Source organism: Legionella antarctica (genome assembly GCF_011764505.1).
Classification (GTDB): Bacteria; Pseudomonadota; Gammaproteobacteria; order Legionellales; family Legionellaceae; genus Legionella; species Legionella antarctica.
Window position 1 is genome coordinate 1011358 of sequence record NZ_AP022839.1, and the last position, 13683, is coordinate 1025040.

Consider the following 13683-nt stretch of genomic DNA (forward strand, 5'->3'; position numbering starts at 1 on the left):
CCTGTGGACTTGTGGATAAGTCATTCTGATAGAGTTGTGGTAAAATGACCTAAGACAATTCGTAGTAGCAATCACTATTCATACGGTATTGAGTAGGTTTAAATAGGTTAATTTGAGTGAATTTTTAACTATAAATGATGGATGAATAGCTCTTATTTTTCCTTAATTTTGTTCCAGACATGCGGACCCATATCATCCTACCCTCTGGTGGTGTTGAGCAGCATAATGCAACCAAATGAGCCTCTTGTTCGCCGTCAATTTTACGAGATTTTGGATTGGCATGTGGCCTACGTGATAGTGCTGATTCCATACCTTCCTCAACAAATCGTTGGCGTATCCGAGCAACCGTTTTACTACTCACATGCATTTCAGTAGCTATTTCTTCATCCGTTTTTTGTTTTAATTTTGTATCATTTGCATCTGCAGACAATAACACTCGCGCATGCATTAATTTATTTGCCGCTTTTTTCCCAACTCGAATCAAAATCAACAATTCTTCTCGTTCTTCTAATGTTAATTTTACGATATACTTTTCCATGTGTGCTGCTTTCCAATGCGCCTCAAGAACGCGGAAGGTTAGCACACCTTGCCATAACAGGACAGAATCAGTGAAACGTTGTACTAGAGCCAATGCGCATATATAAAAAAATGGTAAGTGTGGTAATCCCCCCATTGAAGATCCTAAGTGGTTAGGTGTGATAAGCAATCACCCGGCTTGAACGATCTGAATTTTTTGCGGTGCAATAAAAAAATTTAAGACTTGTGATTAAAATTAAATTCTTGTTATTCACTTAAAATTTCAATATAAATGATTTATAGTTACGACCATGATTGAAAAGGGAATTTTACTTATGCTTAAACGGATTATATCATTTATTTCAGTCATTACTTTATATCTATCGCCTCTGTGTTTGTCACAATCTTTGCACGCAGAAGATTCATCTAAAACAAATCAGTATTGGTGGCCAAAAATACTGGATCTTAGCCCTCTTCGCCAGCCTAATGCCACTTCTAATCCAATGGGAAAACAATTTAACTATGCTGAAGCATTCAACAGTCTTGATCTGAAAGCAGTTATTGAAGATCTCAGAAAGTTAATGACGACCTCTCAGGAGTGGTGGCCTGCTGACTTTGGCAATTATGGCCCTCTATTTATTCGTATGTCATGGCACTCAGCGGGAACTTACAGGATTTTTGATGGCCGAGGTGGAGCCAATGGTGGTTTTCAACGATTAGTCCCGCAAAACAGCTGGCCAGACAATGCAAACCTCGATAAAGCTCGACGTTTATTGTGGCCAATCAAACAAAAGTATGGCAACAAAATCTCATGGTCTGATTTACTGGTTCTTGCTGGAAATGTCGCCATGGAATCCATGGGCTTCAAAACCCTGGGGTTTGCTGGTGGTCGTGAAGATGCATGGGAAGCTGTTAACATAGACTGGGGCTCAGAAGGAAAGTGGTTGGAGAGTGATCGCCATGCTCCGGACGGAACACTTAAAAAACCTCTCGCGGCTTCAGTTATGGGTTTGATTTACGTTAATCCAGAAGGGCCAAACGGTGTGCCTGATCCTCTTGCAGCAGCTAAAGACATTCGCGAAACTTTTGGACGTATGGCAATGAATGATGAAGAAACTGTTGCACTGATCGCAGGAGGACATGCATTCGGTAAAGTTCATGGTGCTGCATCCACCCAAAACCTGGGACCAGCACCTGCAGGTGCCGACATTGAGCAACAGGGTTTTGGCTGGAAAAGCAGCTACGGCACGGGTAAAGGTAAAGACACTATTACAAGTGGTTTGGAAGGAGCCTGGACTGTATCACCCACAAAATGGAGCCATAATTACCTGGAAAATCTCTTCGCGTATAATTGGATCCAAACAAAAAGTCCTGCAGGGGCTACCCAGTGGACTCCAGACAATACAAGTGCTTCAAATATGGTACCTGATGCTTTTGACCCAAACAAACGTCATGCTCCAATGATGCTAACAACGGATCTGGCTCTTAAATTTGATCCTGTTTACAGCAAAATCGCTAAACGATTCCTCGAAAATCCCGCTGAATTCGATGAAGCATTTGCAAAGGCCTGGTTTAAGTTGATTCACCGTGATATGGGGCCAAAGTCACGTTACCTCGGTCCATTAGTACCCAAGGAAACGATGATTTGGCAAGATCCTGTTCCAGAAGTTGATTATAAGTTAGTTGATGAAAAGGATACTGACCTACTTAAAAAACAAATCCTTAATTCAGGACTGACCACTGCTGAACTTCTAAAAACAGCCTGGGCTTCCGCATCTACATTCCGTGGTACTGACATGCGTGGTGGTGCAAATGGAGCGAGGATTCGACTTGACCCTCAGAAAAACTGGGTGGTTAATGATCCAGCGGAGTTAGCTAAGGTTTTAAAAACTCTCGAAGGAATTCAAGATGATTTTAATAAAACTCAGACAAGGGGTAAAAAAATATCACTCGCCGATTTGATCGTCCTTGGAGGCAACGCTGTAATTGAACAGGCCGCTCAAAAATCAGGCTACACCATTAAAGTTCCTTTTATGCCTGGACGCACTGACGCGTCACAAGAGATGACAGACGTAATTTCTTTTGAAGTACTTAAACCGGCTGCGGATGGTTTTCGTAACTACTTTGATAAAAATAATCAAAAATCACCACCTGAAATGCTGATTAGCAAAGCAAGTTTGTTGAACTTAAGTGTTCCGGAAATGACAGTTCTAGTTGGAGGGATGCGGGTACTAAATGCCAATTCCGCGAAAAATAAGTATGGTGTCTTTACTGATAAACCGGATACATTAAGCAATGATTTTTTTATCAATCTGCTAGACATGTCAACAGAGTGGCAAAAATCCAAAGATGAAGATGGAGTCTACGACGGTTTTGATCGGAAGTCAGGACAATTAAAGTGGAAAGCGACTTCAGTGGATCTTATTTTTGGCGCCAATTCCGAGTTAAGGGCTGTTGCTGAATTTTACGCAACCCATGATGCCAAAGAAATATTCATAAATGATTTCGTTAAGGCCTGGGTAAAGGTAATGAATGCTGATCGTTTTGACCTCAAAGATAAGGGTGCGATGAATCGATACAGCAACTCGCCTGCTGCAGAATAAAATAGCATCGATGCAGCTCTCTCTCATCATTAAACCTCGTCATAAGGCTTTAATTGATAAGGTTTATGAGCGCTGTATTTTAGATGAGTAGCCCTTTATTTTCCATAACCGTATCTTCAGCCTAAATACACAATCACAACCTTATAGGATATTTGTCGATTTATCCTCAATTAATAAGCTTGTCGGGATTTCGATTCCCTGCATCACTCTTATTTTACCATTTAAAATTAAGTACTTAGATTAATCAAAGCTCGAATTGTTAAATATAAAACTCAACTAAATCACATTACCATTAATGTATAAACTAATCGTTAGAACCAACCAGATTGTCTGTCAAGAGCTTAAAAATATGCCCCCTTAAAATTGATTATGCGTCAGATGATAAATTCAATTTCATTTCGGTTTTTTAATTAAATCGACTATGTAGGTTAATCCTGAATCATCCAGTTTTATAGACATTGATTCTTTTGGTAAATCAATAACATTGCAGAAGCTTTCTAGAAGCTCTTTGCTTCTCATTATTAACCTCCAATTGAACACAAGCTCCATACCCAATCGGTATGGATTTGGTTCGGCAATATTGGTAAAAACAAACTTACCGCCGGTAACTAATTTCTCGTAGCAATTTTTTATAATGAACGCAATAATTCTATTACTTATGTAATCAAAAACTCCACCGGTTACAACCAGGTGTAGTGGATCTTTACTTGACAAGAGTTTAACAGCACGCACAATATCCATGTTCAACGGAATTAATTTGTTAGAAATTTTAGAACAGCGGTTTAGAGTAAAATCGATAGCATCTTTATGTAAATCAGCATGCAAAAATGACCCCCTTTTAGGGTAAATCAGCATCCAATTTTGACCCTCTAAAATCGAGTAAAACGTGTACTCTAGATTTTAATAATCTAGAGGGAATTAGAGGATGTTGATCATGGAAACAGAAGCAAAAATTAGGCGCATGTTTCATGTGCAAAAATTAACTATTGCGGAAATTGTTCGCACAACAGGATTATCGCGTAATACAGTTAGACGGGTAATCCGAGCAGAAAAGTCTGGGAAAAATTATCAACGCTCCATTCAACCACTACCTGCACTGAATATCTTCAAAGAGACGTTGGTATCATGGTTGAACAACGACCACAAGTTATCGAAAAAGGAACGCCGTAGTGCAATGAAGTACTACACTCAACTAAAAGAAAGTGGCTATTGCGGTTCTTATGATAGTGTCCAGCGTTTTGTTAAAGTATGGCGCTGTACGAGTCGAGAGTCATTAAAAGCCTATATTCCACAATACTATCATCCCGGAGAGGCCTATCAGTTTGATTGGAGTGAAGAAACTGTAGAGCTTGCAGGCGTTGTTCAAAAAATCAAAGTAGCTCAATTTCGTTTAAGCTACAGCCGTAAATTTTTTCTTGTAGCATATCCTCGAGAAACTCAAGAAATGTTATTTGATGCGCATAATTTAGCCTTCAAATTTTTTGGTGGCTTAACGCTAAGAGGTATTTATGACAACATGAAAACGGCGGTAGATAGTGTTTTCAAGGGTAAGGAGCGTGCTTTTAACCGGCGATTTTTGGCATTAATGGATCATTACTTAATTGAACCTACAGCCTGCAATCCCGCAGCCGGATGGGAAAAGGGGCAGATTGAAAATCAAGTTGATAATGTACGTGACTGGGTATTTAAACCACGTCTTAAATATGAAACCTTGTCGTTATTAAATGAACATCTTCAGCAGCAATGCCAATTATTGGCCGAGAAAAGGCATCACCCAGAACAACAAGAACTAACTGTTGACGCTGTATTTCAAGAAGAAAGAACTCATTTTAGAGCGTTAAATCATCCATTTGATGGGTATAAAGAAGTTTCAACTCTAGTACATTCAACCTGCTTGATTCATTGCGATAGAAATCGTTATAGCGTTGATTGTGCCTATGCCAACCAGATGGTGACGCTCAGGATATACGCATTAACTATAGAGGTATTTTCAGGTAATGAGTCCATCGGTTGCCACCAACGCACCTTTGGCCGCAATAAAACACTGTTTAATCCATGGCATTATTTACCTTTACTGGAGCGCAAGCCAGGGGCATTACGCAATGGTGCTCCATTCAAAGACTGGCAATTACCACCAGCCATTTTAAAAATCAAAAGCATTCTCATGAAGCGCCGTGGTGGTGACAGAGAATGCGTTGAGGTGCTGTTGGCAATGAGTGAGCATGGCATTGAGGCGGTGAGTGTAGCCTGTGAATTAGCGCTAACAGAGCAGGTGGTTAGCCGTGATTATATTCTTAATGCGTTGCATCGATTACGGCCTACAGCACTTCCTCAAGCAACGACAATGCCCGCTGGATTAATCTTAAAGGAAGAACCCACAAGTAATTGTCATAAATATAATTTACTCTTAACGGGAGCAAATCATGCCATTCACTAAATTATCTGAGTTGCTTAAGATATTAAAATTACAAGGCATGTTAGATAGGTTGCTAGCCTATGAAGAGTCGAAGCCTTTGGTGAAACTAACTCATTATGAGTGGTTATCTATGCTATTAGAAGCAGAACAAATAACACGCAAAACGCGTGCTATTAATTATCAACTGAGTGTCGCAAAATTCCCGGTCAATCGTAATTTAAGCCAATTTGATTTTACGCAACATCCTGTTAATGAAGAAGAAATAAGTTTATTGCACGCAGGGAGCTTTGTTGATGCTGGGCGCAATATTATTTTTGTGGGTGGCACGGGCTCTGGTAAAACGCACTTAGCTATTGCTATAGCAACTAATTTAATTAAGCAAGGAAAGCGGGCTTGTTTTTATAATGTTGTTGATCTGGTCAACAAATTAGAACAAGAAAAAAAACAAGTTAATACAGGACGGCTAGCTAATCGCCTGCAAAATTTTGATGCTATTGTCCTGGATGAGCTTGGATATTTACCATTTTCTGAAGCGGGCGGAGCTCTGTTGTTTCATTTAGTTAGCAAATTATATGAAAAAACATCATTAATCATTACAACAAACTTAAATTTTGGTGAATGGCCAAAGGTGTTTTGTGATACAAAAATGACCGCAGCCATGCTGGACAGATTGACTCATCATTGCTCTATTGTTGAGACTGGAAATGAAAGTTATCGCTTTAAAAATCGAAGCTAAAACAGTAAAGTAAATAATCAATGTGATATGTTTTTGAGGGTCAATTTTGGATGCGGTTTGAGGGTCAAAATTGGATGCTGATTGACACATCTTTATCTTGATCATTGATATAAATTACTGCGTTTGACTTTAAAATCATGTCCTCTACTAAACTTAAGTCAATTCCACTACCGCAACCGAGTATGGCTATACGAGGAGCGTCATAATTTATAAGCGTCTGTTTAATTACTTCAGCTTGATACAAAATTTTATTTTGGTGTTGATGTGTGATAGGCAAAGAATATAAATACTCATCAAGCATCCACTCAAGACTTCTTGGGTATTCCTGCGAACGTGATCACCGATTATCGCCTAGCGTGATCACCTATTACTGCGCTGTTTTTACAAGCGGTGAGATTATTACAAAGTGATCACGATGAAGCAATTTCTTTTTTTCTCATGGACTCTCCGTTGAGTTCTATTCGATGTGCATTTTCAGAGATGCGATCGAGTATGGCATCGGCGATGGTTGGCTCACCTAAATACTCATGCCATTTAGCCACAGGAAACTGGCTTGTAATAATGGTCGATTTTAGCTGATACCGATCTTCAATAAGATTAAACAAGTCGTGGCGTTGTGCTGCATTGATTGCTGTTAATCCAAAGTCATCAAGAATCAGTACATCATCCTTGTGTAATTGCGTCATTAACTTGGCATAGCTTCCATCGGCATGTGAGATGCTCATTTCTTCTAAAAATCGCGTTAACAATAAATAGCGAACTTTATAACCTAGACGGCAAGCTTGGTTTCCGATAGCGCATGAAAGATATGTTTTCCCGCAGCCGGTAGGTCCGGTTATAAGTAAATTTTGATGGTGACGAACAAAGTCACATTTAGCAAGAGCCATCACTTTTGCCTTTTCCAAACCCCTCTTATTTTTATAACAAACATCTTCAATGGCTGCAGATTGCCTGAGTTTTGCTCGCCGCTGTAAACTCTGCACACGATTATTGTCTCTGCGTAGTATTTCGCGGTCCAACAAGAGACTTAACCTCTCTTCAAAGCTTAAGTCGGCGTGTTTGGGTTGGCTTTGTTGTTCACGAAAGCCCTCCTGCATGCCCGTCATTTTTAGTTGTCTCATTTGTTCTAATACGGATTCATTGTTCATTTTTTTCCTTGTTTTTTAATTAAAAATTGTTGATACAGACTCAGTGGTAATACTGAGAGCCCCTAATGTTGTCATGCGTTAATCCATGTAGGTTCACGTCACGTGATGCATGAATTTTTGCTCCTTGGTCAAGGTTATTTTCTAGAATGGATAACACGCTTTTACGGCTGTATGCCCCCTGGTGTACACCATAGGAGCAGGCTTGCTCTAAACGGATTTCTCCATAGCGTTTCGCTAGTTTCAAAATACCAAGGCAGGAACGGTAAGCCTGTTCGGGGTGAGGTTTTTCATCAAATATTCTTTTTACGACCATGTGTGTGCAAGCACCTATCTCGCTCGCCCACCGTAAATATCTCTCTTTTGATTGCTCGGTGTGTATGCGGTGCCTCTTGGGCATGTGATGAGAAATCGTGGATTGTTTACCTGGTATGCTTGAATACAGATGCATCGCTATGCGCTCTCCTTCAAAATAACATTCAACCGTATGCTGGTTAAACCATAAATCAATGAGCTGGCCGCAGTACCTATGAGGCACGCTGTAATAATGCCCTTGAAGCACAACATGGTAATCAATACCTGCGCGAGACGCTTTGTACTGCCTGTAATAATAGGCATCTGCTGGTAACGGTTTTAATACAGGTTTGTCCATTTCCATGAAGACTGACTCGCGACATCCAGGTAGTTTTTGAAATGGTTTTTGGTTCATTATGGTTAATAGCCGTGCAATCTCTGCATTGAGTTCATTAAGACCCACAAAGGTTTGATGTCGTAATCGGGCTAATATCCAACGTTGAGCAACTTGAACACCTGATTCAACAGATGCTTTGTCTTGAGGACGATAAGGCCTTGCTGGAAGTACAGCTGTGCCATAATGCTCAATGAAGTGTGCGTATGTTGGATTCGTATCAGGCTCATATCGACATGATTTACTGATGGCTGAACGGAGATTATCTGGCACAACAAGTGCTGGAACACCGCCAAAAAACTCAAACATCCGGCGTTGAGAACCCAAAAAGTCAGGAAGTTGCTGAGACCATGTGGCTTCAGCAAACGTATACTTAGAGGCACCCAAAACACCTACGAAAATTTCAGCAGCCCTGATGTCATTTGTTTCAGGATCAATAATACTGAACGTAACACCGCTGTAATCAATAAAAACCTTATCTCCCGCCTTATGTGTCTGACGCAACGAGCGTTTTAGGCTTTGCTTATAAGCACGATAGTGGTAACAATAACGAGAATAGCTTAAAGCGCCTTCTTGTTCTGATTGATGTTCATCCCAAAGCAACTGTAATGTGACGCCTTTTCGGCTTAATTCTTGGTGAGTTTTTGCGAAATCTATTAAGTCTAGCGCCTTGTTTAGGCTGGCATGAGCGGCTTTCGGCTTTAAAATTTCAAGTAAAGCTGGCTCGTCCATCCCCTCAGGAAGAGGCCATGAAAGATTTTTATCCAGGGCTCGATTGATGTATTTGATAACCACACCAACCGATACACTAAGACTGTTTGCTATTTGGCGCCTGCTTAATTTTAACTCAAAATGAAGACGCAGTATCTGAATCAATTTACGCATAGATGTTCCTTTTGCTGACATTTTTACTCTCCGATTAAACTAACTAGTATAACCGGTGCTAATGCTTGCAAAAGCCACGCCCCATATGGAGTGGTGGCATCGTGATCACCTATTCCTGTTTTTTGGGAAAAGTGATCACGATCAGGCGATAATCGGTGATCACGATCAAGCGATAATCACTGATCACGGTAGGGCGATAATGACTGATCACGATGGGCAGGAATACCCACTTCTTGGAGGATGCACGTTTTTTTTGAAATACAGAGTTTCTATTGTTTCAAAGTCTCCTTGATACCCCCGAGGCCATTTTTTTATTCGAGTGGCAAAATTAGATGAAAAAAGTTGGCTTACTGGGTACAATATAGTGGACCCCAAAAATGAGACAGTGGTGTAAAATAGAAACCATTGTTAAACGGGGTACCAAGTGGCTAAAAAAAAATTTACATCTGACTTCAAAGCAAAGGTAGCAATTGAGGCATTAAAAAGTCACAAGACGACCAATGAATTGGCATCTGAATTTGAGGTGCATGCAACACAAATCAATCTGTGGAAAAAACAATTACTGGATGGAAGCAAGCAATTGTTTAGCGGCAAGCATGACAAAGACATGGACTCCATCATACAAGAACGAGATCGATTATACACGCAAATAGGCCAGCTAGCGGTTGAGTTAGACTGGCTTAAAAAAAAGACCGGTCATCTAAGTTGAGCGTGCGGGAGAAGCGAGCCATGATTGATGTCAATCACCCTACACTCAGCATCGTACGCCAATGTGCATTGGTTAATTTGTCACGCGCTAGCTACTATCGCACTGCTGGCGAAGGAATATGTACCGAGAGCCCAGAGAATCTGGCTTTGATGGTCTTGATTGATGAGGAATACATGCGCCATCCTTTCTATGGAAGCAGAAAGATGCGTTCTTATTTACGTCGCCTTGGCCATGACGTTAACCGTAAGAGAGTGCAGCGTTTGATGCGGATCATGGGTCTGGTTTCAGTGGCACCAAAGCCGAATACGAGTAAAAAGAACAAGGAACAAAAGGTTTATCCCTACTTGCTACGTGGTTTAGTGATTGATCGACCCAATCAGGTTTGGTGCACCGATATTACCTACGTTAGGATGCAAGGAGGCTTTGTATATTTGGTGGCAATAATGGACTGGTATAGCCGCAAGGTGCTCTCTTGGAAGGTATCAAACAGCATGGATGATGACTTTTGTGTAAGCGCGTTGGAGAGCGCCATCAGGCTCCACGGCAGGCCTGATATTTTTAATACGGATCAAGGCTCCCAGTTTACCAGTAAGGCGTTTACCGATGTTTTAAAAGACCATGACATCAAAATTAGCATGGACGGGAAAGGTCGATGGATGGATAATGTGTTCATTGAACGGCTATGGCGTTCAGTCAAATATGAAGATATTTACATAAAAGAATACGGAACAGTTTTAGCACTACGAAATGGTTTAAGGGTGTATTTCAAGTTTTATAACGACGAAAGACCTCATCAATCATTTGGAATATACACGCCGTCAGAGGTTTATGCTGGCCTATATGAGGCTGCAGCGTAATGGAATGCCTGTGGATATGTGGACGCGTCCTGCGGATCAGCCATCGCCCTTCGGGACATGTGGACAAGCCATGGATAACAAAAAGACGTTATCCACCGCTTGACCACACTCGATGGCTTCGCGCCCACATACCCACAGGCTCAATAACAGGTGTTTCATTAACTGCTATTGTGGTTGACTCGTGTGCTACGCACCCTCGTCAACGAAAGAAAGTAGAATTAAAGTTATATCTTAAATTAAACGGATCGCTGTCTTGACAATGGGGTCCACTGTACAACGCCTTTTTTATTAAGTTGGGGGAAATTTCAATTTGTTCACACATATCCATAGCTTGAGTAAGTTTTATCATTTCTTGGGAAAAATGAGGAATTGTATCTTCGTTATATAGTTTTTTAGTATTGTATTCCTTAATAATTTCACAAGAAATAAGCCTCACCGCGTTATATTTTAGCAATTGGTTTTGAGACATCGAAACATCCATCTCCATGTGTTTTTTTTTCATATGTTATTTCCTCAAATTATATAAAACAGCTTTTTATGTTATCATTAAGTACATTTCGCTTAATTATAGACTAATTTGGGTAATTTTAATTTAATGAGATTAAGTGGCAGTTTTTTTATTTATCTTATGAGAGAAAGAGTGCCGCGGTACGGAGGGCGATGGGGTAAATTATCAACACCCCCTATAAGATAGCTTTTACTGAGCAATTTTTTGCACCGAGTTGGATATTCTCACGATTACAACATGCCATTACTTTTTTTATAGAAACTCTCCTTCATTTTAGTTAACATAATTCATATACAATAAGACCATATTGGAATTTTTCCCCTTTTATTGTCAGGAACATGGAGTTCTAGGATGAACATTGACCTTTTGAATTTATCAGATGAAACCATTTTTTACTTGAAAAAACTTGTTAAGGATTATGCATCTCTAGGTGATTCAAGTTTTTTAAATAAATCGACCTACAAAATCCAGGTTCAGGAATATAGTTCCCCTATTCTTAAGTCCGATGAAAGCAGGAAAGAAAAAGAGTTCATACAACCAGGTAGTACAGGTTTGGCCAATCAAATTTGCCAATATCTTGCTCTCAGTATAAAAAATTTCCCGTCATTTTTTATGGTACCTTCCCCAGTATCCCCGTTGACAGTAGTCCCGAAGCCGCCAAGACAGCATTACCTGGATATTGAATTATCTCATCATATACTTGTTAAAAAAGAAGCGAATCAATTTCGTGGCTACATCGTAGCCAAAAATACCTTAGGCTCTGGGGCATTTGGATCGGTTTTTGATTCTCCGGCATCTTTTGTTTTTGATATAAAAAGCGATGAATTGACATACAATCTCACAGATCATGTTGTTAAAAATTTGGCGAATCAAGGTGACTCTAAGGCCAGAGCCAGGGAATTTAATCATTTAAAGCTAATATTCCCATCAACTGATTTAGTTGAGATCAGTCGAGATCAGGCAAGCACCCAAAATTTGTCAAATACTTTCAACACTCCATTCAAAACTAATGACTATTGGATTGTAACAAAGAAAATTGAAGGTTTAGCACTAGATAAAGTCAATGTAGAAATTTTAACAACCCCACAAAAACTTAAAATTGCTTTGTCATTAATGTGGGAGCTCTATCAGCTTCATAACCCAGCTCTTCTTGGCGGTTTACACATTCATAATGATATAAAACCTTCGAATATTATTGTGACTAAAGACTGTGAGGCTCATTACTGTGATTTTGGTTCCGCGACTGATAAAGACGAGCCGGTCCAGACTTTCACTATTAAATATTCAAATAAAACCAGTTTTAGTCAACCCGCAAAACAAGCAGGAGATATTTATAGTTTGGCCATAACACTATTTCAATTGTTTATATCTTCCAAATACATTACACAAGAAATTAGCCGTTGGAACATATTACCCAAAGGAAAAAATGAGAAATTACATAAAATCTGGAAGTTCAAGAGTGCAGACACGGGATTGCTTGGAGCGAAAGTTCTGAAAACAAATTCGCAGCAAAAAATATACCAATTTTTTCACCCTAAAACCAAAACACTTGTCTGTGATATTGGTGAATTAGATAAAAAACAAAAAAACCAAATTGTTACTCTCCTTAAACAAATGCGCAAAGACAATCCTCTAACTATTGAGGAAGCATACAATACGCTATTAGAGCTTGCATCCGCAGTAAAAGGTTTTGATGCTGACTATTTTTCGGATAAAAAAACAGATGATATCCCCTTACCCCTATATGCATTGAATTAAATTATCGAAACTGGATACTTTAAGGATTCAATTGCCCTATAGAAAGATTAAATCACATCTTTTAGGGCTACATTAAATAAAAGATTGCATTTAAAATAATACAGTTCAGAATATTGGATCTAATGTTACCCTGCCCTTAATTTTTCTAATCCTTCGATAATTTTCTCAGTGGTGTAGTCTAATTGCTCTTTCTTATGCAGTGCTGAAATGAATAAACGCACTCTGGATTCATTTTCAGGAACAGCGGGAGGGATAATAGGCGCGGCCAGAATAGCATTCTCATTAAGATACAAACTGAGTTGAATGGCAGTGTTCTCCTTACCAACATTGATAGGGATTATGGGTGTGCTTTTAGATAACCCTGTATCAATAGATCTGCTTTTTAGTGCTTCGAGAATGTATTCTGCATTTTCCCCTAGACGCTTCAAGCGCCAATCTTCATTTATCATTATTTCTAAGGCGCCTAACGAAGCAGCAACATTCGGTGGGGAAATTCCTGTAGAAAAAATAAACCCTTCTGATTTAAATTTTAAGTAATCAATAAGGATTTTGCTGCCGGCTATATAACCTCCACAACTGACTAAAGATTTACTCAGGGTTCCCATAAGGACATCAACCTCGGTAGGATCAATATTGAAGTGCTGGCATACACCACCGCCGGTTTTTCCTAATACGCCAATAGAGTGGGCCTCATCAATATATAGCAGGCCACCATATTTGTGCTTTATTTCAACTAAACGTGGTAAATTACAAATATCGCCATCCATACTAAAAATACCTTCTGATATAATAAAAACAGTCTGATATTGGCCAACAGCCTTTTGTATTAACTGTTCGAGATGATCCATATCATTATGACGAT

General features: G+C 39.6%; 11 protein-coding genes and 1 pseudogene. 5 read left to right on the forward strand and 7 right to left on the reverse strand.

The window, feature by feature from the left end; translation table 11 throughout:
• Positions 1-124 precede the first annotated feature (124 nt).
• Entirely contained in the window at positions 125-538 is a 414-nt protein-coding gene (locus tag HRS36_RS04915; protein ID WP_173236456.1) for a helix-turn-helix domain-containing protein, read from the reverse strand.
• 313 nt (positions 539-851) lie between these two features.
• Here HRS36_RS04915 and katG point away from each other — a divergent pair, with 313 nt between their 5' ends.
• A complete protein-coding gene (gene katG, locus HRS36_RS04920) occupies positions 852-3119 on the forward strand; it encodes a catalase/peroxidase HPI (protein WP_173236457.1) in 2268 nt (755 codons plus the stop codon).
• Positions 3120-3512: 393 nt separating this feature from the next.
• Here katG and HRS36_RS04925 read toward each other — a convergent pair whose 3' ends face one another.
• Positions 3513-3944: a hypothetical protein gene (locus tag HRS36_RS04925; protein WP_173236458.1), complete on the reverse strand. Its 432-nt coding sequence runs from the start codon at positions 3942-3944 to the stop codon at positions 3513-3515.
• Positions 3945-4044: 100 nt separating this feature from the next.
• Between HRS36_RS04925 and istA (HRS36_RS04930) the strand changes: the two genes are divergently transcribed.
• Positions 4045-5556, forward strand: a complete 1512-nt coding sequence (gene istA / locus HRS36_RS04930) for an IS21 family transposase (RefSeq protein ID WP_197933184.1) — start codon at positions 4045-4047, stop codon at positions 5554-5556.
• Complete coding sequence (gene istB, locus HRS36_RS04935) at positions 5543-6271, forward strand: IS21-like element helper ATPase IstB (RefSeq protein ID WP_173235816.1); 729 nt, start codon at positions 5543-5545, stop codon at positions 6269-6271. Before istA (HRS36_RS04930) ends, istB (HRS36_RS04935) begins: the two co-directional genes overlap by 14 nt.
• A 64-nt stretch (positions 6272-6335) precedes the next feature.
• Here the strand turns inward: istB (HRS36_RS04935) and HRS36_RS04940 are convergent, their stop codons facing one another.
• The 3 genes from HRS36_RS04940 to istA (HRS36_RS04950) all read right to left on the reverse strand — a co-directional run bounded on the left by HRS36_RS04940 (position 6336) and on the right by istA (HRS36_RS04950) (position 9010).
• On the reverse strand, positions 6336-6572 hold the full coding sequence (locus tag HRS36_RS04940; protein ID WP_173236459.1) for a hypothetical protein: 237 nt from the start codon (positions 6570-6572) through the stop codon (positions 6336-6338).
• A 109-nt stretch (positions 6573-6681) separates the two neighbouring features.
• A complete protein-coding gene (gene istB / locus HRS36_RS04945) occupies positions 6682-7419 on the reverse strand; it encodes an IS21-like element helper ATPase IstB (protein ID WP_173236264.1) in 738 nt (245 codons plus the stop codon).
• Between the two features lie 40 nt (positions 7420-7459).
• The gene (gene istA, locus HRS36_RS04950; RefSeq protein WP_173236263.1) at positions 7460-9010 is read right to left on the reverse strand and encodes an IS21 family transposase; all 1551 of its coding nucleotides are present in this window, start codon (positions 9008-9010) and stop codon (positions 7460-7462) included.
• Positions 9011-9413: 403 nt separating this feature from the next.
• Between istA (HRS36_RS04950) and HRS36_RS04955 the strand changes: the two are divergent.
• A pseudogene (locus HRS36_RS04955) lies at positions 9414-10555 on the forward strand (IS3 family transposase).
• A gap of 199 nt (positions 10556-10754) precedes the next feature.
• Here the strand turns inward: HRS36_RS04955 and HRS36_RS04960 are convergent.
• The gene (locus HRS36_RS04960) at positions 10755-11057 is read right to left on the reverse strand and encodes a hypothetical protein (protein ID WP_173236460.1); all 303 of its coding nucleotides are present in this window, start codon (positions 11055-11057) and stop codon (positions 10755-10757) included.
• A gap of 357 nt (positions 11058-11414) precedes the next feature.
• On the opposite strand from HRS36_RS04960, the gene HRS36_RS04965 reads away from it, so the two are divergent.
• Positions 11415-12821 carry a protein kinase domain-containing protein gene (locus HRS36_RS04965; RefSeq protein ID WP_173236461.1) on the forward strand — a complete coding sequence of 469 codons (1407 nt, stop codon included), beginning with the start codon at positions 11415-11417 and terminating at the stop codon, positions 12819-12821.
• A gap of 125 nt (positions 12822-12946) precedes the next feature.
• Here the strand turns inward: HRS36_RS04965 and HRS36_RS04970 are convergent, their stop codons facing one another.
• Positions 12947-13669 carry an aminotransferase class I/II-fold pyridoxal phosphate-dependent enzyme gene (locus tag HRS36_RS04970; protein WP_267313934.1) on the reverse strand — a complete coding sequence of 241 codons (723 nt, stop codon included), beginning with the start codon at positions 13667-13669 and terminating at the stop codon, positions 12947-12949.
• Between the last annotated feature and the right edge of the window lie 14 nt (positions 13670-13683).